Source organism: Streptosporangium sp. NPDC002524 (genome assembly GCF_040295985.1).
GTDB lineage: Bacteria > Actinomycetota > Actinomycetes > Streptosporangiales > Streptosporangiaceae > Streptosporangium.
This window is the reverse complement of the sequence record NZ_JBEOWK010000003.1, coordinates 381,522-401,313: the sequence shown is the minus strand read 5'-3', so window position 1 is coordinate 401,313 and position 19,792 is coordinate 381,522. Positions and strand designations below refer to the sequence as shown.

Sequence of the window (19,792 nt, the reverse complement as noted above, 5' to 3'; positions counted from 1 at the left end):
GAAGGGGTTCGACGGTGCTGAGACTCGAAGGGGTCACCAAGACCTACCGGGTGGGGGCCTTCGGCACCGCGACCCTCACCGCCGTCGACGACGTGAGCCTCGACCTGGCGCCGGGGGAGGTGGTCTCCCTCATCGGCGAGAGCGGCAGCGGCAAGACGACCCTCGGCAAGACCGTCCTGGGGCTGCTCCGCCCGACGAAGGGCACGATCACCCTCGACGGCGCCCCGGCCAGGCCGGGCAAGGCGTACTACCGGCACGTGCAGGGCGTGTTCCAGGACCCGTTCAGCTGCTACAACCCGATCTTCAAGGCCGACCGGGTGCTCCGGATGATCAAGGACGAGTACTTCCCCGGCGTCGCCGCCTCCGAGTGGGACGGCAGGATCGACACCTCCCTCAAGGACGTCGGCCTCGACCCCGGGCAGGTCCTGGGCCGCTACCCGCACCAGCTCAGCGGCGGCCAGCTGCAGCGCCTGCTGATCGCGAGGGCGCTCCTGCTCGACCTCAGGTACCTCGTCGCCGACGAGATCACCAGCATGCTCGACGCGTCCACCAGGATCGACGTCCTCAACCTGCTCGCCGACCTGAAGTCGCGCGGCCTCGGCGTGCTGTTCGTCACCCACGACCTGTCGCTGGGCAACTACATCAGCGAGCGGGCCGTGGTCCTGTACCGGGGGCGGGTGGTCGAGTCCGGTCCCACCGGCATGGTGTTCGGCAACCCCCTCCACCCGTACACGGCCAGGCTGCTGTCGTCGGTGCCGAGGCTCACCGCCCGGTGGGACGGCGAGCCGGTCCCCTTCGCCGGGGACGTGCGAGAGGGGCCCTCCACGCTGGTGGAGGCCGAACCGGGTCATCTCGTCCGGCGGGACGACACCGACATCCACGGGAGTGTGAATTGAGGGCGCTACACGACGGCTGGACCCTTCACCAGGTGGGCGGGGGCGTCTCCCGCGTCCCGGCCACGGTGCCGGGGTGCGTGCACACCGACCTGCTGGCCGCCGGTCTCGTCGAGGACCCCTACCTCGACGACAACGAGAACCGGCTGACCTGGATCGGGCGCTCCGGCTGGGACTACGAGACGGTCTTCACCTGGCACGCCGACGGGCACGACCGCACCGACCTGGTCTGCGAGGGCCTGGACACCGTCGCCACCGTCGAGCTCAACGGCGTCGAGGTCGCGACCACGGCCAACCAGCACCGCTCCTACCGCTTTCCCGTACGGGAGCTGCTGCGCGAGGGCGAGAACACGCTGCGGGTGCGCTTCGCCTCCCCGGTGGAGTACGCCGAGGCGCGACGGGCCGCGCTGGGCGACCGGCCGGGCAGCTACGAGGCGCCGTACCAGTTCGTCCGCAAGGCGGCCTGCAACTTCGGCTGGGACTGGGGCCCGTCCGTGGTCACCTCCGGCATCTGGCGGCCCATCGGGCTGCACTCGTGGAGCGGGGCCAGGATCGAGTCCGTACGCCCCCTGGTGAGCACCGACGGCCCCGACGGGCGCGTCGAGGCGCACGTCACGGTCGAGCGCGCCGGTGACACGCCCCTCACCGTGACCGTTGAGGTGGCCGGGGTCGTGGCGGAGGCGACGCTGGCCCCCGGCGAGCGCGAGGCCGTCCTGGAGGTGCGGGTGCCCGAGCCCCGGCGCTGGTGGCCACGCGGGTACGGCGCCCAGGACCGCTACGAGCTGACCGTACGCCTGTCCGGACAGCCCGGCGTGCCCAGCGGGCCCGGCGAGCCCGGCGAGACCGGCGCGATCCGGAAAGCCGGGGAGCCCGGGGAGACCGGTAAGACCGGGGAGGCCGAGAAAGCCGGAAAGGCCGGGGGGCCCGAGGAGGCCGAGAAGACTGGGAAGGCAGGGGAACCCGAGGAGGCTCGCGAGGTGCCGGGGGACACCTGGACGGGTCGGATCGGCTTCCGCGACGTCCGCCTCGACCGGACCGGCGAGGGCTTCACCGTCGTCGTCAACGACACCCCGGTGTTCGTGCGCGGCGTCAACTGGATCCCCGACGACTGCTTCCCGGCCCGCGTCACCCGCGAGCGCCTGGCCGGGCGCTTCGGCCAGGCCGTCGGCGCGAACGTCAACCTGCTGCGCGTCTGGGGCGGCGGCCTGTACGAGAGCGAGGACTTCTACGACCTCGCCGACGAGCTCGGCCTGCTCGTCTGGCAGGACTTCCCGTTCGCCTGCGCGGCCTACCCCGAGGAGGAGCCGTTCGCCACCGAGGTGGAGGCCGAGGTCCGCGAGAACGTCACCCGGCTGTCCTGGCGGCCCTCCCTGGCGCTGTGGTGCGGCAACAACGAGAACCTCGAAGGCCACGCCGACTGGGGCTGGCGGGACAGGCTGGAGGGCCGCACCTGGGGGGCGGGCTTCTACCACGGGCTGCTGCCCGCCCTGGTGGCCGAGCTCGACCCGGCCCGCCCCTACTGGCCGGGCAGCCCGTACTCCGGCCACCCGGACCTGCCGCCCAACGACCCCGCACGGGGCACCACCCACATCTGGGACGTGTGGAACCGTGAGGACTACACCCACTACGCCACCTACACCCCCCGCTTCGTCGCCGAGTTCGGCTTCCAGGGCCCGCCCGCCCACACCACCCTGCGCGACGCCGTCAGCGGCGAGCTGGCCCCCGACGCGCCCCTCGTCCTGCACCACCAGAAGGCCCACGAGGGCAACGCCAAGCTGCTGCGCGGCCTCGGCGAGCACCTGCCCGCGCCGGAGACCTACGACGACTGGCACTACCTCACCCAGCTCAACCAGGCCCGGGCCGTCGCCTTCGGCATCGAGCGCTTCCGCTCCCTGGCGCCCCACTGCGCGGGCACGATCGTCTGGCAGCTCAACGACTGCTGGCCGGTCACCTCCTGGTCGGCCGTCGACGGCGCCGGCCGCCGCAAGCCGCTGTGGTACGCGCTGCGCCGCGTCTACGCCGACCGCCTGCTCACCGTCCAGGACGGCGCCGTCGCCGTGGTCAACGACGGCCCGGAACCCTGGACCGGGGAGCTGGAACTCCTCCGCCTCGCCCTGGACGGGGAACCGCTGGCCAAGGAGACGATCGCCGTCGAGGTGGCGCCCCGCTCGGTGGCGGCGATCCCGCTCCCGGACCCGGTCGCCGTCCCCGCAGACCCGTCGGCCGAGCTGCTGTCGGTACGGCTGGACGGGCACCGCGCGCTCCGCTTCTTCGCCGAGGACACCCGGGTCGCCTTCCCGGCCGCCGCCTACGACACCGAGGTCACCCCGGCCGAGGGCGGCGGCCTGGACGTCACCGTCACCGCCCGCACCCTCCTGCGCGACCTCGCCCTCTTCCCCGACCGCCTCGACCCGGCCTCCACCGTCGACGACATGCTCGTCACCCTGCTCCCCGGCGAGAGCGTCACCCTCCACGTCACCGGCTCACCCGACCCCGCCGCCCTCGTCACCCGCCCGGTGCTGCGCTGCGTCAACGACTGAGCGTCTAACCGGGCACACGGACGACGCCTTCCCGGTGAACTACCGGGGGGCCGTCCAGAGGAGATGAGCGGTGCCCCCGGCCCTCCGGACGGGGGCACCGCCGCGACCGGCGTGCGACGGCGCCTTGCCCGGGACACCGTCCGGCCGCGTACGGCCCCGCGAGCGGCCCCTGGTCACGCACCACCGCTCGCGGGAGCCGCGCGGCGGCGACACGGGAGCCGGCCTCTCCGCGCCGCCGCGCTGCTCACGGTGGGCCGTCCGGCTCGGTGTAGTGCTCTCCGAGCCGTTCGGCGATGCGGCGGGCGACCTGGAGCAGGTCGTCGGCCGGGGCGTGGTCGGCGGGCTCCTCCAGGTGGACGGTGCCCCAGCAGAAGAACATGCCCTCGCGGTCGGCCCAGACGGTCAGCGTGCCGTCGCCGATCACCAGACGAGGCTGTCCCTCGTCGTAGGCGATGGCGGGATAGATCCGGTGGGTGTGCAGCTCGGCCCGCAGGCGCTGGAGGGCGGTGACGGCACCGGACCGCCAGGTGGCCGCGTTCAGCCGGTCGCCCGCCGGTGTGCCGTACGGCGGAATCACGACCGCTCCCTCCCGCTGCCCGGCGTCAGCGCGGGACGACATGGTCGGCCAGGATCGCGTCGGCCAGCAGCGGCAGCCCGCTCTCCAGTACGCCGGTGGCGGGACGGGCGCGCAGGAACGCGCGGTGCTCGGCGAGCCGCCCGGCCGCCGGGCCCGGCTCCGTGGCGGAGCAGGGCAGGAGACCGCCGCAGTGGCCGCGTTCGGGGCCGGTCCACCAGAACGTCTCCCCGTCGGTGTAGGCCAGCAGTCCGTGGTGGACCGACACCACGGCCCTGCCGGAACGAAGCTCGTGGACGTCCGCCAAGATGCCGTGAACCCCGATCAGCTCGGCGGCCAGCTCTCCGGCCCGCCCGGCGGCCCGGTTCCCGACCGGCGAAAGGGGTTCGGCGGACCGGTTCCCGGCCGGTGGAGGGGGCTTGGCGGCCTGGTCCCCGACCGGCGTAGGCGTAAGGGCCGGGTTTCCGGCGTCGGCGGGTGGCGCGGCGGCGCACCTCGGGGAGACGTCGCCGCGAACCACCCACCGGCCGGGAATGGCCTGTCCGGGCACGATGGACTTACCATCTCTCATGGATCGGACCTCCATCCGATCAAGGAACCCCGCACGGCCTGCCCGCCTGCGGGGTTCCGCTTTACACGACACCAACCGATGCCATAGTTGAGGTGACTCGGGGTGGAGGACAAGCCACACAGCGTTGCGCCGCAGGTGGCGCAACGCGCACAACGGATCGCGAGGGCAGACGTGACCGGACAGTCGACATCGAAGACCTTGACGGGCTGGCAGGAGTTCGGCCGTGCCCTGCGGACCTGGCGGGAGCGGCGCGAGCTGAGCCTGCGCGGCCTCGCCGACCGGATCCGGTGGGACTACTCGCTCATCGCCAGGTGGGAACAGGCGAAGAACCGCCCGTCTTTCGCGGCGATCACCCTTCTCGACGCCGAACTCGGCGCGGGGGGCGAACTCGTGACACAGGCGCTTCGTGCGGCGATGGCCGACACCGACCGGCTGCGGAGGAGTACCGTCGAAACAGTCGAAGCAAAAGCCTCAACGCGTGACGAAGGCGAGGATATGGAGCGCAGACGACTGATGCGGGACGCCGCCGCCGTCGCTGTCGGCGGCACGGTGGCGCCCGTGCTGGCCACGCTGACGGACGCCTGGCAGGTATCCGAACCTCGGATCTCCGGTGCGAGCGTGTCACAGGAGATGATCGACGACTGGGAGGACGCCGCGGACATCCATGCCCAGCGGGCGTACGTCGATCCGCCCGCCGTCGTTCTCGCTGGACTGGCCGCCGACTTCGCCGACATGGCCCCTCACCTGAGCCGGGCTCAGCCCGAGCCGGTGCACCGCGACCTCGCCCACGCCGCCGCGCGGCACGCGTCCCTGATCGCCGGGAAGTGGTTCGACCTGGGCAATCGTCGCGAGGCGCGACGCTGGTGGGGGAAGACCCGCAGCTTGAGCGAGCGCTCCGGGGACACCTTGCTGGCAGCCTGGTTGACGGGCAGGGAAGTGCTCTACCGGAGGACGGACCCGGGTGAGAATCTCGACGACGTGCTTCTCCTGGCTCAGCAGGCCAGCCGTCTCGCCGGGGACCGTCCCAGCGTTCCCCTGGTGGCCGCTCTCTGCGCCGAGGCCCAGACTCTCGCCACGTTGGGCCGCCACGCTGAAGCGGTTGCCACCCTGCGTGAGGCCGAAGACGTATTCGACCGGTTCCCTTCTCAGATCATCAACCTGGATTCCAACTGGGCGCTCTGCGGAACGTATTTCGACCGGAGTCTGATTTACACGCTCGCCGGAGACGCCAAGAGAGCCGCCGACGCACAGAGTGCCGCCGAAGGTCTGTATCCGCCGGAGCACCGCACATCGGTTCTGATGGCACTGCACAGCGCGGCGCTGCATGCCCGCACCGACCCGGAACAAGGCGCGCAACAGGCGTTGAGCCTTGTGGAGGCGCTCCCGGCGACGCGGTGGGACGTACGGGTCAAGGCCACGGCCCGCATCGTGTCGGACGTCGCTCCCGAGAAAGCGCGTGCCCTGCCCGCCGTACGAGAACTGCGGGTTCTGACGACGGGGTACCGGTCGGCCTGAGCCGGACCGGCGACACCTCCGGTAGCGGCTGGCGGAACATTCCCGGACGTTCGGGGAAAGGGGGCGCGAACCGGGCGGCTCGCGTCCCAGGGCGTGGACCTGCACGCGACGAGGCCGGATGGCCCGTTAGTCTTGACGGGCACATCCGACGACGCCGAGAGAGATCATGAAGACCTTCGAAGAGCTGTACGCCGAGCTGTCCGACAAGGCGCGCACCCGGCCCGAGGGTTCGGGCACCGTGGCCGCGCTGGACGCCGGGGTCCATGCCATCGGCAAGAAGGTCGTGGAGGAGGCCGCCGAGAGCTGGATGGCGGCCGAGCACGAGTCGAACGAGCGGACGGCCGAGGAGATCTCCCAGCTCCTCTACCACGTGCAGGTTCTCATGATCGCCAAGGGGATCGGGCTGGACGAGGTCTACAAGCATCTGTGAGCCGGTGCGCCCGGCTCCCGGTCCTGCAGGCAGTCCCGTCCACACGTAAGGAATCCCGTCATGCTGCGTCTCGCCGTACCCAACAAGGGCGCCCTCACCGAGGGGGCCCAGACGATCCTCAAGGAAGCCGGATACCGCGTCCGCAAGGACAGCAAGGAGCTCGTGGTCGCCGACCCGGAGAACTCCTGCGAGCTGTTCTTCCTGCGGCCCAAGGACATCGCCGTCTACGTCGGCGAGGGCACCCTGGACGCCGGGATCACCGGCCGCGACATGCTCCACGACTCCGGGGCGCGGGTCGAGGAGATCATCCCGCTCGGCTTCGGCCGCTCCACCTTCCGCTTCGCCGCCAACCCCGGCGACTTCGACTCCGTCGCCGACCTCAAGGGCAGGCGCGTCGCCACCGCCTACGCGGGCCTGCTGGAGGGCTACCTCGCCGAGCAGGGCGTCGAGGCCCGGGTGATCAAGCTGGACGGCGCGGTCGAGACCGCGATCCGGCTGGGCGTGGCCGACGCCGTGGCCGACGTCGTGGAGACCGGCACCACGCTGCGCAACATCGGCCTGGAGGTGTTCGGCGAGCCGATCACCCGCTCCGAGGGCGTGCTGATCAAGGGGATCGGCGCCGAGGAGACCCCGGGCCTGCGGCAGCTCATCCGCCGCCTGCAGGGCGTGCTGGTGGCGCGCGACTACGTGATGATGGACTACGACATCCGGGCCGAGCGGATCGAGGAGGCCATCGCCCTCACCCCCGGCATGGAGGGGCCGACGGTCTCCCCGCTGCACCGGGAGGGCTGGGTCGCGGTCCGCGCGATGGTCCCGCGCAAGGGACACCAGCAGATCATGGACCAGCTCTGGGAGATGGGGGCGAAGGCCATCCTGGTGACGGCCATCTTCGCCTGCCGCCTCTGACCCGCCCGCCCGGGAGGTGGCTCAGGAGGAGAGCGTCGCGGCCTCCTCGGCCTCGATCTGCTCGTTCCACTCGCGCTTGGAGGAGCGCCACGCCTCGTCGTCGCGGCCCAGGCGCCAGTAGCCCGAGATGGAGAGTCTCGCCAGCGGGATACCGCGCTCGGCGCGCAGGTGACGCCTGAGATCGCGGACGAAACCCGCCTCGCCGTGGACGAAGGCGTGCACGTCGCCGTCGGGGAAGTCGAGCTCGCGGACCGCCCTGACCAGCGTCTCGCCGTACGGGGCGCCCGCGCGGTGCAGCCAGACGATCTTCGCGTCGCCGGGGGAGTCGATCCTCTGCTCCTCCTCGGGGCCCTCGACCTCGATGAAGGCCCAGGCCGGTGCCCCGGCGGGGAGGTTCTCCAGGGCGACGGCGATGGCGGGCAGCGCGCTCTCGTCCCCCGCGAACAGGTGCCAGGCGGCCTCGGGGTCGGGGGCGTACGCGCCGCCGGGGCCGAAGAAGTGGAGCTCGTCGCCCGGCCGGACCCGGGCGGCCCACGGCCCCGCGAGGCCGCTGTCGCCGTGGTGGACGAAGTCGATCGTGAGCTCGCGCGCGTCGGCGTCCCAGCGGCGGACGGTGTAGGTGCGGGTGGTGGGCCACTGCTCGCGGGGCAGGTCGCGGCGGATCGCCTCCATGTCGAACGGCCGCGGGTAGCTCACCCCGGCCGGGGCGAACAGCAGCTTGACGTAGTGGTCGGTGAACTCGTCCGCGCGGAAACCGGCGAGGCCGTCGCCGCCGAGCACCACCCGGATCATGTGGGGGGTGAGCCGCTCGACCCGCCTGACCAGGCCGCTCGTCACCTTCGGTGTGCGGCGCTCGGCTCTCTCGTCTGCCATATGTCACTCCGTGGGGGTCTAAGTTAGGTAAACCTAACTCGTACCATACGTCACCGGAGCGCCGCGACCGCCCTCACCGCCTGGTCCACCTGCTCGGGGGTGGTGACGATTCCGGTGCCGAAGCGCAGGTAGACGTCCTGGTACGGAGTCGCGCTGGTGACGATCCGGTGGTCCCGGCGGAGCCTGCCCACCGCGGTGGGGGCGTCCATGCCGTCGACCGCGCAGCAGACCAGCCCGGCCGACAGCTCTGCGGAGACCGGGGTGACCAGCCGCACGTTGGGCAGGGCCGCGAGCCCCGCCTTGAGCCGGGTGGCCTGCTCGGTGATCCTGGCCGCCACCCGTTCCTTGCCGATCGCGGTGTGGAAGGCGAACGCCTCGCTCAGCGCCCAGCGGTGCTCGAAGCTGTGGTAGCCGCCGGGGGTGTGCAGGAGCCCGCCGGGGCCGTACGGCTCGTCGCCGGTGCCCGGGTCGACGGTCACGCTGGAGAAGCTCGCGATCACCGGCAGCAGCGCGCCCCAGGCCTGCCCCCTGCCCCACAGGATGCCGGTGCCCCGGGGGCCGAACAGCCACTTGTGGGTGCCGCTGGCCAGGAAGTCGCAGCCCAGCTCCTCCACCCCGTCGGCCATCGCGCCGAAGCCGTGCACCCCGTCCACGCACAGCAGCGCCCGGTCCCCGGCGTCCCTGGAGCGGTTGGCCTCGGCGACCATGTCGGCGATCGCCCTGACCGGCATCCGCACCCCGGTGCCCGAGTGCACCCAGGTGATCGCGACCACCCGGGTCCTCGGCGTGAGCGCGGCCTTCAGCCGGGAGACGATCTCGTCGGCGGAGGCCTTGGCCGGGTCGTCGTACAGGCGGGCCCTGCGGACCTTGGCGCCGGTCCTGGCAGCGAGCAGCCGCAGGCTCTCGTGGGTGGCGAAGAAGTCGTGCTCGGTGGTGAGCACGTCCTGGCCGGGGAGCAGCCGCATGCCGCTGTAGAGCAGGCCCAGGCCCATCGTGGTGCTGTCGGTGAGGGCGACGTCGGGGGCGTCGGCGCCCAGGTAGGCGGCGGCGGCCTCGCGTACCGGCCCCTCCCTGTCCTCGCCGTGCAGGTAGGCGTCGGTGTCGGTGTCGAGGCCGCGCCGGTGCTCCTCGATCGCCCGCCGGACCTGGGCCGGGTGGGAGGCGAGGACGTAGGCGGCGAACTGCGCGTAGGAGGGGTCGAGCGGGAACTGGGCCCGCACCGACTCCCAGCTGGCAGGGTCGAACGGCGGGGGCTGGGCGGGGGCCGGGGCGGCGGGCGTGTCGCCGGAGGTGCACCCGGACAGCGCGGCCCCGGCTCCGGCCAGGAGTCCCGCCCCGAGCAGCCCCCGGCGCCCGACCCGAGGTCCGCGATCGTCCATTCCGTACCCCTTGCCGTCGTCTCGCCCCCTGTGCCCTTCCTACCGTGATCATGCGCGCCTGCCAAGGGGTAGCGGGCCGGCTCGGCGAATATTCGAATCTACAACGTAAAGGCGACGGCGCCGGAAGCGGCGGATGGACCGTTCCGTCATCCGTGGACGAGTCTCAGCGCTGCATGGCCGCCACCTGGCGGATCAGGTCGGCGACCCGGACGACGCCCATGCAGCGGCCGACCTCGTCGGTGACGACCAGGTCGTCGTAGACGCGTTCGGCGTCGCGGCCCGCGACCTGCATGGCCGCGATGGCGGGGGTGGTCTTGGGAACCGTGCGCGCGGGGTCGGCGAGCCGCCCGGCGGCCTTCTTGCCGTGCAGGGCGTGGCCGAACCGCCCGGCGATCGAGAGCAGGAAGCGGCTGCGGTCGAGGCTGCCCCTGGGACGCTGGTACTCGTCGACGAGGATCACGCTGGTGATGGACGGCTCGCTGCCGAAGGCGTCGATCACGGCCTCGGCGGTGGCCTCGTAGGGGAGGGTCACCGCGGGCAGCAGGAACTCGTGGACGCGGGGGCCGAGCACGAGCCGCGAGGGTTCCTGCTCGACGACCGGGAGCGGCACGTGCACGCGTCCCGACGGGCCGGGGACCAGCAGCGGGCCCTGGGCCAGCCGCACCCCCCAGCCGCGGATCGCGGCGAGCTGCGCCTCGTCGCGCACCCCCGGGGCCAGCACGTGCGCGCCCGTTCCCCGCGCGAGCCGCGCCAGGCCCTCGCCGATCGCGGCGCGGCGCGGGTCGCGGGGCACCTGGGCGATCAGGTCCGGTGAGATCACCACCAGGTACGGCGCCGCGTCGGCGATCAGGTCCAGCGGGACGTGCCCGGTGCCCAGGTCGCCGACCGCGATGAGGTAGCCGATGGCGCGCAGGCCCTCCAGCCCGGTGAGCAGGGAGCGGCGCTCGAACTGGCCGAAGTCGCCCCGTACGGTGAGGATCACCTCGCCGGGTCGCCGGCCCGAGGCGCGCAGGGCCTCGTGCAGCGGGGCGAGCGCGGCCGAGCCGCCGATCACCGCGGCCGTCGGGAGGGTGAGCACCAGGGGGAGCAGGATCTCGCTCGCGGCGACGTCGCGCACCGTCTGGACGGTGAAGGAGATGTTCCCGCGGGCCTCGCCGTTCGCCTGGAAGGCGATGACGCCCCCGGTGTCGAGATCGACGACAGGCGTGACCCCCGCGCCCGCCGGGGAGATCTGCGGGATGGGTCGCGCTCTGGTCGTCACAGTCCGAGCATGGGGCATTCTCTACTGTCACAGAAGTAACGCACTGTGATGTTCACCGATATTTCGCCATTCGTTGGACTTGACCAGTGAGATCGTGTGTCCGGCGAGGTCAGCCGGTAGTGTCGCGTTCCATGACGTCGCGACCGGCCAAGGGGGGAGGCCGCTGGGTCTCCGTGGCGCCCGAGCGCCTGAACCGCTGGATCGACGGCTTCGTCGACCGGCACGGCCCGCCCAGCGTGACGGCCTCGGACTCCGTCGTACGCCTCGACGGCGCGGACGGCGCGGTCGCCGAGTGCCAGGTGCCGTTCCCGCCGCTGACCTCCTCGGGGGGCGGCCCGATGGCGCGCCTCGTCACCCACGTGCGCACCGAGCGCAGGATCGGCGTGCTGCTGGTACGGCTGGGCGGCCACGCGGCGGGGATCTTCCAGGGTGCGGAGCTGCTCTCCTCCAAGGTGGGCTCGCGGCAGGTCCACGGGCGCAGCGCGGCGGGCGGCTGGTCGCAGCGGCGCTTCGCCCGGCGCAGGGAGAAGCAGGTGGACCAGGCGCACGAGGCGGCGGCCGAGGTGGCGCTGCGGATCCTCGGCCCGCACGTGGGCGAGCTGGAGGCGGTCGTGCTGGGCGGCGACCGGCGCGCGGTCGACGCGCTGCGGCCCGACCGCAGGCTCGCGCCGGTCTTCGCGCTGGAGACCGAGCCCTTCCTGACGGTCCCCGACCCCCGGCTGGTGGTCCTCAAGGACACCCCCGCCCAGTTCCGCGCGGTCCGCATCAGGGTGAGCGACCCCGGGTGAGCGGATTCGGTACGGGAGCGGCGGGGCGACGGGGGCCCGGGGGCTGAGCGAGTCGCGTGCGGAGGGGCCGGGGTGAAGGGGTCCGCGCGGCGGGGGTCTGAGTGAGCGGGTCGCGTGCGGAGGGGCCGGGGTGAAGGGGTCCGCGCGGCGGGGGTCTGAGTGAGCGGGTCGCGTGCGGAGGGGCCGGGGTGAAGGGGTTCGCGTGGCGGGGGTCTGGGTGAGCGGGTCGCGTGCGGAGGGGCCGGGGTGAAGGGGTTCGTACGGAGGGGGTCTGGGTGAGCGGGGCACATGCGGAGGGGCCGGGATGACGGTTCGCGCGGCGGAGGTCTGAGCGGGCGCGGCCCGGGTAGCGGGCTGGTCCGGGCGGGGCTCGCCAAAACGTGGAGAAGCCGCCCGGTGTCGCGCCGTACACTGATCGGTATGCGCACTCCCGATTGACCGTCGTCCCGATGAAGGCGAGACGGCCGAGCCGAGAGCCGGGAGACACAGGGCGCGGCGGGTTCGGCCTCAGTGAAGTGAGCCTGTGTATTTCCTGCTGGGAGTGTTCTCCAACCATGATCGTAGCTTCTGACATCGAACTGCGGGCCGGGGCCCGGTTGCTCATCGAGGGTGCGTCCTTCCGGGTGAACCCCGGCGACAAGATCGGGCTCGTCGGCCGCAACGGGGCCGGGAAGACCACGCTGACCCGCGTGCTCGCGGGAGAGGGGTCGGCCGCCTCGGGCACGGTCTCCATCACCGGCGAGGTCGGCTACCTGCCGCAGGACCCGCGCACCGGCGACCTGCACGTGCTCGCCCGCGACCGCATCCTGTCGGCCCGAGGGCTCGACCAGGTGCTGCGCGAGCTGCGCGAGGCCGAGGCGGGCATGTCCTCGGCCGACGACCGCACCAGGGACCGCGCGGTCCGCGCCTACGGGCGCCTGGAGGACCGGCTGCACGTCCTGGGCGGGTACGCCGCCGAGTCGGAGGCCGCCTCCATCGCCTCCAGCCTCGGGCTGCCCGACCGGGTGCTCGGCCAGCCGCTGGAGACCCTCTCCGGAGGGCAGCGCAGGCGGGTGGAGCTGGCCAGGATCCTCTTCAGCGGGGCGGAGACTCTCCTTCTTGACGAGCCGACAAACCACCTAGATGCGGACTCAATCGGGTGGCTTCGTGATTTTTTACGATCTCACCAGGGCGGCTTGATCATTATTAGCCACGACGTCTCGCTTCTTGAAGCGACGGTAAACCGCGTCCTGCACCTCGACGCCAACCGCGCGGTGATCGACACCTACAACGTCGGGTGGAAGTCCTACCTGGCCCAGCGGGAGACCGACGAGAAGCGCAGGAGGCGTGAGCGCGCCAACGCCGAGAAGCAGGCCTCGGCCCTGATGTCGCAGGCCGACAAGATGCGCGCCAAGGCCACCAAGGCCAAGGCGGCGCAGGACATGCAGCGCCGCGCCGAGCGCCTGCTGTCCGGCCTGGAGGTGGAGCGGCGCAGCGACAAGGTCGCCAAGCTGCGCTTCCCCCAGCCCGCCCCGTGCGGGCGCACGCCGATCATGGCGGAGGGGCTCTCGAAGTCGTACGGCTCCCTGGAGGTCTTCACCGACGTCGACGCCGCCGTCGACAGGGGGAGCAGGGTCGTCATCCTGGGCCTGAACGGCGCGGGGAAGACCACTCTCCTGCGGATCCTCGGCGGCATCGAGGAGCCCGACACCGGCGCGGTGAAGCCCGGCCACGGGCTCAAGCTCGGCTACTACGCGCAGGAGCACGAGACGATCGACCCCGGGCGCACCGTGCTGGAGAACATGCGCTCGGCCGGGGGAGAGCTGCCCGACGTGGAGCTGCGCAAGGTCCTGGGCTCGTTCCTGTTCACCGGCGACGACGTGGACAAGCCCGCGGGGGTGCTGTCGGGCGGGGAGAAGACGCGGCTGGCGCTGGCCACGCTGGTGCTGTCGGCGGCCAACGTCCTCCTCCTGGACGAGCCCACGAACAACCTCGATCCGGCCAGCAGGGAGCAGGTTCTTTCGGCGCTAACGTCCTATTCTGGGGCGATTGTGCTCGTCACGCATGATGAGGGGGCTGTAGAGGCGCTACGACCCGATAGGGTGATCTTGCTGCCTGACGGAGTTGAAGACGCGTGGAGCGACGAATTTTCCGATCTTGTGGCACTTGCCTGATCTTAATTTGAGCGGGTACGGATCTTTTCCCGTGGAGTAGGTAGCCGATCTCGCTGAAATGACTGATCATGGCGTGTGTAACGCTGCGGAAGTCTGGCACTACAGGAGGTACTCGTGGCCGAGACTCTGAAGAAGGGCACCCGGGTTACCGGGGCCGATCGTGAAAAACTGGCCTCCGATCTCAAGAAGCGCTACAGCGCGGGTGAAAGCATCCGTGCCCTGGCCGCTTCGACCGGCAGGTCGTACGGGTTCATCCACCGCATCCTGAGCGAGTCCGGTGTGACTCTGCGCGGGCGCGGTGGCGCCACCCGAGGCAAGTCCAAGCGCTGACCCCGCCTCGGAACGCGCGACCGCAGCCGCTCGTCCCCCACGCCGGAACCCGTCCCCGCCCGGACCTGTAGAACCTCATTCTGGAGAGTCGATAGGCTCGGGCGAGGCGGACACCGAGGGTGGGAGAGCAGCGATGGCGGAAGTGACGTTCGGGGGGAGTGCGGAGGAGATCTCTCTCAAGGAGGTCGGTCTGCGCTATGAGGTGGACGGCGAGATCGCGACGATCACGCTGGACCGTCCGGAGAAGCGGAACGCCCAGACGTTCGCCACCTGGTCGGCTCTGGCTCATATCGGTGACGGCCTGCCGCAGCAGGTGAGGGTCGTCGTGATCAGAGGTGAGGGGCCGTCCTTCTCGGCTGGGATCGATCTGAGGATGTTCACCCCGGAGGGGGTTCCAGGGCAGGGGTCGTTCGCGTCCTCCGCGACACTCGACGAGGCGGATTTCGCCGAGCGGGTGGCGCGGGCCCAGCGGGGTTTTCTCTGGCTGAGGCGTCCCGACATCGTCTCCGTGGCGGCCGTTCAGGGCCACGCGGTCGGTGCGGGGTTCCAACTGGCGCTCGCCTGTGACCTGCGGGTCCTGGCGGACGACGCCAAACTGTGCATGAAGGAGCCTGCCCTCGGGCTGGTTCCCGACCTGACCGGCACCAAGCCGCTGGTCGACCTGGTGGGCTTGTCCAGGGCCGTCGAGATCTGCCTGACCGCCCGCGTCGTGGGGGCGCAGGAGGCGGCGCGGATCGGCCTGGCCGAGCTGGTCGTCGCTCCGGAGGAGCTGACGCAGGCCGTACGCGACCTGACCGACGCGCTGCTGGCGACCAACCGCGACGCCGCGACGGCGACCAAGCGGCTGCTTCAGGGTGCTTCGGGGCGCACGCTGGAGGAGCAGTGCGCGGCTGAGGCACGCGAGCAGGCGGGGCGCGTCAAGGCGCTCTTCGGGTAGGCCGCCCGCTCGCGGCCCGTGATCCGCGTCCGTGGGCCGGTCCGTGGTTCGTGGAAGGCCGTCACGCGGCCCGTCCAGATGGCCCTCCGGCGCTGTTCGCCCGGAGCTGACAGGGGAATGATCGTGCCTCTCCCGGTGCTCGCATCGGGAGAGGAGGCCGTATGGCGATGATGGGTGGTGGGCTCGGCCCCCAGGCGATGGTGTCCTTCCGGCGCGACAGGTCGGTGACCAAGCAGCGGCTCGCGCCGGGCACGGTCAGGCGCATCGCCCGCTACGCGCGGCCCTTCTCGCGGCACATCGCCGCCTTCCTCGCGCTGGTCGTGGTCAGCTCGGTCGTGGTGATCGCCAACCCGCTGCTGATGAAGGCGATCATCGACGACGGCGTCATCGCCAAGCGGCAGGGGGTGGTGATCGCCCTCGCGCTGGTCATCGCGGGGCTGGCGGTCCTCGACGGGGCGCTCACCCTGACCCAGCGCTGGTTCTCCTCGCGGATCGGCGAGGGGCTCATCTACAACCTGCGCACCGAGGTCTTCGACCACGTCCAGCGCATGCCGGTCGCCTTCTTCACCCGCACCCAGACCGGCGCCCTGATCTCCCGGCTCAACACCGACGTCATCGGCGCCCAGCGCGCCCTGACCAGCACGCTGTCGTCGGTCGTGGCCAACGTGGTCATGCTGGTGCTGGTCCTCGGCGCCATGCTGGTGCTCTCGTGGCAGATCACCGTCGTCGCCCTCGTGCTGTTGCCGATCTTCATCCTCCCCGCGAAGTGGGTGGGCAGGAAGATGTCCGGGCTCACCCGCGAGCAGATGGAGCTCGACGCCGAGATGAGCACCATGATGACCGAGCGGTTCAACGTCGCCGGGGCCATGGTCGCCAAGCTGTACGGCCGCCCGGCCGACGAGACCGCCGCCTTCGGCGACAAGGCGGGGCGGGTGCGCGACGTCGGCGTCACCGTCGGCATGTACGGGACGGTCTTCCGCGTCGCGCTCGGCCTGGTCGCCGCGCTGGCCACCGCCCTGGTGTACGGCGTGGGCGGCGTGCTGGCCGTCTCCGACGTCTTCGAGCTCGGCACCCTGGTGGCCCTCGCCGCCCTCCTGATGCGCCTGTACGGCCCCCTGACGAGCCTGTCGAACGTGCACGTGGACGTGATGACCGCGCTGGTGAGCTTCGACCGGGTCTTCGAGGTCCTCGACCTGCGGCCCATGATCGCCGAGAGCCCCGACGCCAGGCCCCTCCCCGGCGGCCCGGTCACCGTGGAGTTCGACGACGTCCGGTTCCGGTACCCATCGGCCGCGGAGGTGTCGCTGGCCTCGCTGGAGGCGGTGGCCCGCCCCGACACCGGGCCCGGCCACGAGGTGCTGCGCGGGGTGACCTTCACCGCCCGCCCCGGTGAGATGGTCGCCCTGGTCGGCCCCTCGGGCGCCGGGAAGACCACCATCACCGGCCTGGTCTCCCGTCTCTACGACGTCACCGAGGGCGCGGTCCGGGTCAACGGCCTGGACGTGCGCGACGCCACCCTCGCCTCCCTGCGCGACACCGTGGGGGTCGTCACGCAGGACGCCCACATGTTCCACGACACCATCGGGGCCAACCTCCGCTACGCCAGGCCCGGGGCCACGGACGAGGAGATCTGGGACGCCCTGCGCGCCGCCCAGATCTCCGACCTGGTCCTGGACCTCCCCGAGGGCCTGGAGACCGTGGTGGGCGACCGGGGCCACCGGCTGTCCGGCGGCGAGAAGCAGCGGCTCGCCCTGGCGCGGCTGCTGCTCAAGGCGCCCCGCGTGGTCGTCCTCGACGAGGCCACCGCGCACCTCGACTCCGAGTCCGAGGCCGCCGTCCAGCGGGCGCTGAAGGTCGCGCTGGCCGGGCGCACCTCGCTGGTGATCGCCCACCGGCTCTCCACGATCCGCGAGGCCGACCAGATCCTGGTGGTCCAGGACGGCCGGGTGGTCGAGCGGGGCCGCCACGAGGAGCTGCTGGCCAGGGGAGAGGTCTACGCCGAGCTCTACCGCACCCAGTTCAGCCAGGCCTCCTGACCTCTCCCCGGCCCGGACCTCGCGCCCTTTCCCGGACGCCGGGCGCCGGACCTCCCGGCTTTCCCCAGCCCGGTTTCAGCCAGGCCTCCCGATCTTTCCCGGACCTCGTATCTTTCCCGGATGCCGGATGCCGGATGCCGGATGCCGGATGCCGGATGCCGGGCGCCGGACCTCCCGGCGCCCGGCGCCGCGCCCGTGAGTGGATCTTCCGGTACGAATGGTGTTAGATCATGGGGACGTGGACGACCGGCTGAAACGTGATGACCTGACCGACGACGAGTGGGGGCGCCTGGCGCCGTTGCTGCCCGCTCACGCCCGGCGGGGAAACCGGTGGGCCGATCACCGCACGATCATCGACGGGGTGTTCTTCCGCACGAGGACCGGCTGCCCCTGGCGCAAGCTGCCGGAGACGTACGGCAACTGGAAGACCGTCTACAACCGGCACCGCCGGTGGTCGGTGGACGGCACCTGGGAGACGATCCTGGGCACGCTGCGGGCCGGGGCGGCCCCTCCGGGGGACATCCGGCCCGGCGCGACGTTCGAGGTCCCGAACTGGTGATCGCGCCGTTTTCCTCCAGGGGTACGCGGACCGGTTCCGGGGAGAGATGACCGCCGCGCGCTCCCGAGGCGAAACGCCCGACGGAGAACGCGGGCCGACGTCAGAGCGACGCGAACCGGGTAAGGCGGCGCGGGCCGGAGTAAGGCGGCGCGGGCCGGAGCAAGGCGGCGGGGACCGGCGTCAGGACGACGCGTAGCCCAGGCGGGTGAGCTCCTCGCGGGCGACCTTGGCCACCAGCTCGGCGTCCTGCCCGCGCAGGCGGGTGCGCCAGACGCCGACCTTCGGCACGGTCCGGCCCAGCAGGGCGATCTTGGGGACCCGCGTCTCCAGGAAGCCGGAGAGCCCGTCCAGGGCCTCGGCGGGGGAGGAGACCAGGTCCTCGTAGCGCAGGGTCAGCAGCTGGTCCCTGGGCAGGTCCTGGTGCAGCGAGGCCGACAGCCGCACCGCGCTGCGCCAGCGCAGCGCGCACTTGCCCGCCGTGGGCATCGCCTTCCAGCGCTCGCGGTGCTCGGCGGAGTTGACGCCGAGGAACGGGTTGGGGAACTCCGTCTCGTCGCTCAGCATGGCCCGCTTGAACCACGTCACGGAGTCGGGGTCGGCCAGCATGTCGGCGGCCACGTCGCGGCCGTCCCTGATGAGCTGGACGAAGCGGGCGTCGGGGAAGGCCTGCAGCAGCACCGAGGCGCTGTAGAGCAGGTCGGGGCTGGCGTCGCCGAAGCGGATCACGGAGCCCGAGGCCACGCAGGGCCCCGCCCCGGTCACGCCGCCCGCTTCCCGGCACGGGGCCGGGCACTCCTCGCAGGCGCCGGGGACGATCTGCCAGGACTCGGCCATGGCGTCGCGGAGCACGCGGGTCGCGCCCATGCCCCGTCCCGCGATCGAGGGCCGCCGGGCGAAGGCGTAGACGACGTGCGCCACCGCCGCCCGCCCCATGGTGACGTGGAATCCGGGGGAGCGTTTCAGGGCGCGGGCCAGCAGATCCGCGCCGGAGTGCGGGGCGGCGAGCACGAACACCGGCCTGCGGACCTTGATGCCGTTGACCACCAGGATGTGGGGCGGAGGTCGCATATGAAAGCCCAGTGTGGCACCGTTTGCGGAGTGAACGAACCGGCCGCCGGGATACGGGTCCCGCCTCCGCCGCGTCCGGGCGACACGGTGGCCGTGGTCGCCCCCTCCGGACCTCCCGATTCCGAGCGGCTGGCGCGCGGCATCCGCGTCCTGGAGGGGCTCGGGCTGAAGGTCGTCGTCGGCGCCCACGTCCTCGGCGGGGACGGCTACCTGGCGGGCCCGGACGCCGGCCGCGCGGCCGACCTGCGCGACGCCTGGTGCGATCCCGCGGTGAGCGCGGTGTTCTGCGCCCGGGGCGGCTACGGCGCCACCCGCCTCCTCGGCCACCTCGGCCGCTCCGACTGGGACGCCATGCGGGCCGCCGGTCCCAAGGCGCTGGTCGGCTCCAGCGACGTCACCGCCCTGCACAGCGCGTTCGCCGTGGAGCTGGGCGTCGCCTCCTGGTTCGGGCCGATGCCGGCCTGCTCCACGATCAGCGATCCCGAGGGGCCCGAGCCGCGCACCTTCGAGAACTTCGCGGCCGCCCTCGCCGGTGCCCCGCCGACGATCACCGGCGACCGGGTGATCGTTCCCGGCGAGGTCACGGCGCCGGTCACCGGCGGTAACCTCACCATGCTGGCCGCGATGTGCGGCACGCCGTACGCGCTGTCGGCGCGGGGCCGGATCGTCCTGCTGGAGGACGTCACCGAGGCCCCGTACCGGATCGACAGGATGCTCACCCAGCTGCTGCAGGCCGGGGCGTTCGACGGGGCGGCCGGGTTCGTCCTGGGGTCCTGGGTCGACTGCGGCGACCCCTACCCGGTGCTGGAGGAGCTGCTCGCGCCGCTCGGGGTGCCCGTGATCGCCGGGCTGCCGATAGGGCATGGAAAGCCACAGTTTTCTGTATTGCTCGGGGCACTTGGTGCTATTGATGCAAAATCGTGCTCTCTGGCCTACTCAACAGGGGGCGCCGACAAGGCACGCTAGGTGCGAACCTAGG

18 protein-coding genes are annotated in these 19,792 nt (G+C 72.0%); 12 read left to right on the top strand and 6 right to left on the bottom strand.

The genetic code is table 11. The features are described 5' to 3' along the window. The first annotated feature begins 14 nt into the window (after window positions 1-14). The gene (locus tag ABT053_RS06720) at window positions 15-896 is read left to right on the top strand and encodes an ABC transporter ATP-binding protein (protein ID WP_350967891.1); all 882 of its coding nucleotides are present in this window, start codon (window positions 15-17) and stop codon (window positions 894-896) included. Then, window positions 893-3,433 (top strand): glycoside hydrolase family 2 protein, encoded by a 2,541-nt coding sequence (locus ABT053_RS06715; protein WP_350967890.1) that lies wholly within the window; start codon window positions 893-895, stop codon window positions 3,431-3,433. The genes ABT053_RS06720 and ABT053_RS06715 overlap by 4 nt, the downstream gene beginning before the upstream one ends. Before the next feature lie 244 nt (window positions 3,434-3,677). Here the strand turns inward: ABT053_RS06715 and ABT053_RS06710 are convergent, their stop codons facing one another. Together ABT053_RS06710 and ABT053_RS06705 are read right to left on the bottom strand one after the other, a co-directional pair. Further along, window positions 3,678-4,052 carry a hypothetical protein gene (locus ABT053_RS06710; RefSeq protein WP_350967889.1) on the bottom strand — a complete coding sequence of 125 codons (375 nt, stop codon included), beginning with the start codon at window positions 4,050-4,052 and terminating at the stop codon, window positions 3,678-3,680. Then, window positions 4,036-4,578, bottom strand: a complete 543-nt coding sequence (locus tag ABT053_RS06705; protein ID WP_350967888.1) for a hypothetical protein — start codon at window positions 4,576-4,578, stop codon at window positions 4,036-4,038. Before ABT053_RS06705 ends, ABT053_RS06710 begins: the two co-directional genes overlap by 17 nt. A 102-nt stretch (window positions 4,579-4,680) precedes the next feature. On the opposite strand from ABT053_RS06705, the gene ABT053_RS06700 reads away from it, so the two are divergent. From ABT053_RS06700 to hisG, 3 genes are all read left to right on the top strand, one after another. Beyond that, entirely contained in the window at window positions 4,681-6,093 is a 1,413-nt protein-coding gene (locus ABT053_RS06700) for a helix-turn-helix domain-containing protein (RefSeq protein WP_350967887.1), read from the top strand. A gap of 166 nt (window positions 6,094-6,259) precedes the next feature. After that, a complete protein-coding gene (locus ABT053_RS06695; protein WP_350947730.1) occupies window positions 6,260-6,523 on the top strand; it encodes a phosphoribosyl-ATP diphosphatase in 264 nt (87 codons plus the stop codon). 60 nt (window positions 6,524-6,583) lie between these two features. After that, on the top strand, window positions 6,584-7,429 hold the full coding sequence (gene hisG / locus ABT053_RS06690) for an ATP phosphoribosyltransferase (protein ID WP_350967886.1): 846 nt from the start codon (window positions 6,584-6,586) through the stop codon (window positions 7,427-7,429). A gap of 21 nt (window positions 7,430-7,450) precedes the next feature. Here the strand turns inward: hisG and ABT053_RS06685 are convergent, their stop codons facing one another. The 3 genes from ABT053_RS06685 to ABT053_RS06675 form a co-directional block, all read right to left on the bottom strand. After that, on the bottom strand, window positions 7,451-8,302 hold the full coding sequence (locus ABT053_RS06685) for a siderophore-interacting protein (protein ID WP_350967885.1): 852 nt from the start codon (window positions 8,300-8,302) through the stop codon (window positions 7,451-7,453). A gap of 50 nt (window positions 8,303-8,352) precedes the next feature. Beyond that, window positions 8,353-9,681: an aminotransferase class V-fold PLP-dependent enzyme gene (locus ABT053_RS06680; protein WP_350967884.1), complete on the bottom strand. Its 1,329-nt coding sequence runs from the start codon at window positions 9,679-9,681 to the stop codon at window positions 8,353-8,355. A 163-nt stretch (window positions 9,682-9,844) separates the two neighbouring features. Continuing rightward, the gene (locus ABT053_RS06675; protein WP_350967883.1) at window positions 9,845-10,942 is read right to left on the bottom strand and encodes an EAL domain-containing protein; all 1,098 of its coding nucleotides are present in this window, start codon (window positions 10,940-10,942) and stop codon (window positions 9,845-9,847) included. Between the two features lie 131 nt (window positions 10,943-11,073). Here ABT053_RS06675 and ABT053_RS06670 point away from each other — a divergent pair, with 131 nt between their 5' ends. The 6 genes from ABT053_RS06670 to ABT053_RS06645 all read left to right on the top strand — a co-directional run bounded on the left by ABT053_RS06670 (window position 11,074) and on the right by ABT053_RS06645 (window position 17,745). Next, a complete protein-coding gene (locus tag ABT053_RS06670; protein WP_350967882.1) occupies window positions 11,074-11,730 on the top strand; it encodes an acVLRF1 family peptidyl-tRNA hydrolase in 657 nt (218 codons plus the stop codon). 554 nt (window positions 11,731-12,284) lie between these two features. Further along, complete coding sequence (locus ABT053_RS06665) at window positions 12,285-13,883, top strand: ABC-F family ATP-binding cassette domain-containing protein (RefSeq protein ID WP_350967881.1); 1,599 nt, start codon at window positions 12,285-12,287, stop codon at window positions 13,881-13,883. A gap of 114 nt (window positions 13,884-13,997) precedes the next feature. After that, window positions 13,998-14,213, top strand: coding sequence for a helix-turn-helix domain-containing protein (locus ABT053_RS06660; RefSeq protein WP_030904785.1), 216 nt, complete (start codon window positions 13,998-14,000; stop codon window positions 14,211-14,213). Window positions 14,214-14,346: 133 nt separating this feature from the next. Next, on the top strand, window positions 14,347-15,150 hold the full coding sequence (locus ABT053_RS06655) for an enoyl-CoA hydratase/isomerase family protein (RefSeq protein ID WP_350967880.1): 804 nt from the start codon (window positions 14,347-14,349) through the stop codon (window positions 15,148-15,150). A gap of 161 nt (window positions 15,151-15,311) precedes the next feature. Beyond that, window positions 15,312-17,186, top strand: coding sequence for an ABC transporter ATP-binding protein (locus ABT053_RS06650; RefSeq protein ID WP_350967879.1), 1,875 nt, complete (start codon window positions 15,312-15,314; stop codon window positions 17,184-17,186). A gap of 238 nt (window positions 17,187-17,424) precedes the next feature. After that, window positions 17,425-17,745, top strand: coding sequence for a transposase (locus tag ABT053_RS06645; protein WP_502991706.1), 321 nt, complete (start codon window positions 17,425-17,427; stop codon window positions 17,743-17,745). Between the two features lie 180 nt (window positions 17,746-17,925). Here the strand turns inward: ABT053_RS06645 and ABT053_RS06640 are convergent, their stop codons facing one another. Then, window positions 17,926-18,813, bottom strand: a complete 888-nt coding sequence (locus ABT053_RS06640; protein ID WP_350967878.1) for a sulfotransferase family protein — start codon at window positions 18,811-18,813, stop codon at window positions 17,926-17,928. A 30-nt stretch (window positions 18,814-18,843) separates the two neighbouring features. Here ABT053_RS06640 and ABT053_RS06635 point away from each other — a divergent pair, with 30 nt between their 5' ends. After that, the gene (locus tag ABT053_RS06635; protein WP_350967877.1) at window positions 18,844-19,779 is read left to right on the top strand and encodes a S66 peptidase family protein; all 936 of its coding nucleotides are present in this window, start codon (window positions 18,844-18,846) and stop codon (window positions 19,777-19,779) included. Window positions 19,780-19,792 lie beyond the last annotated feature (13 nt).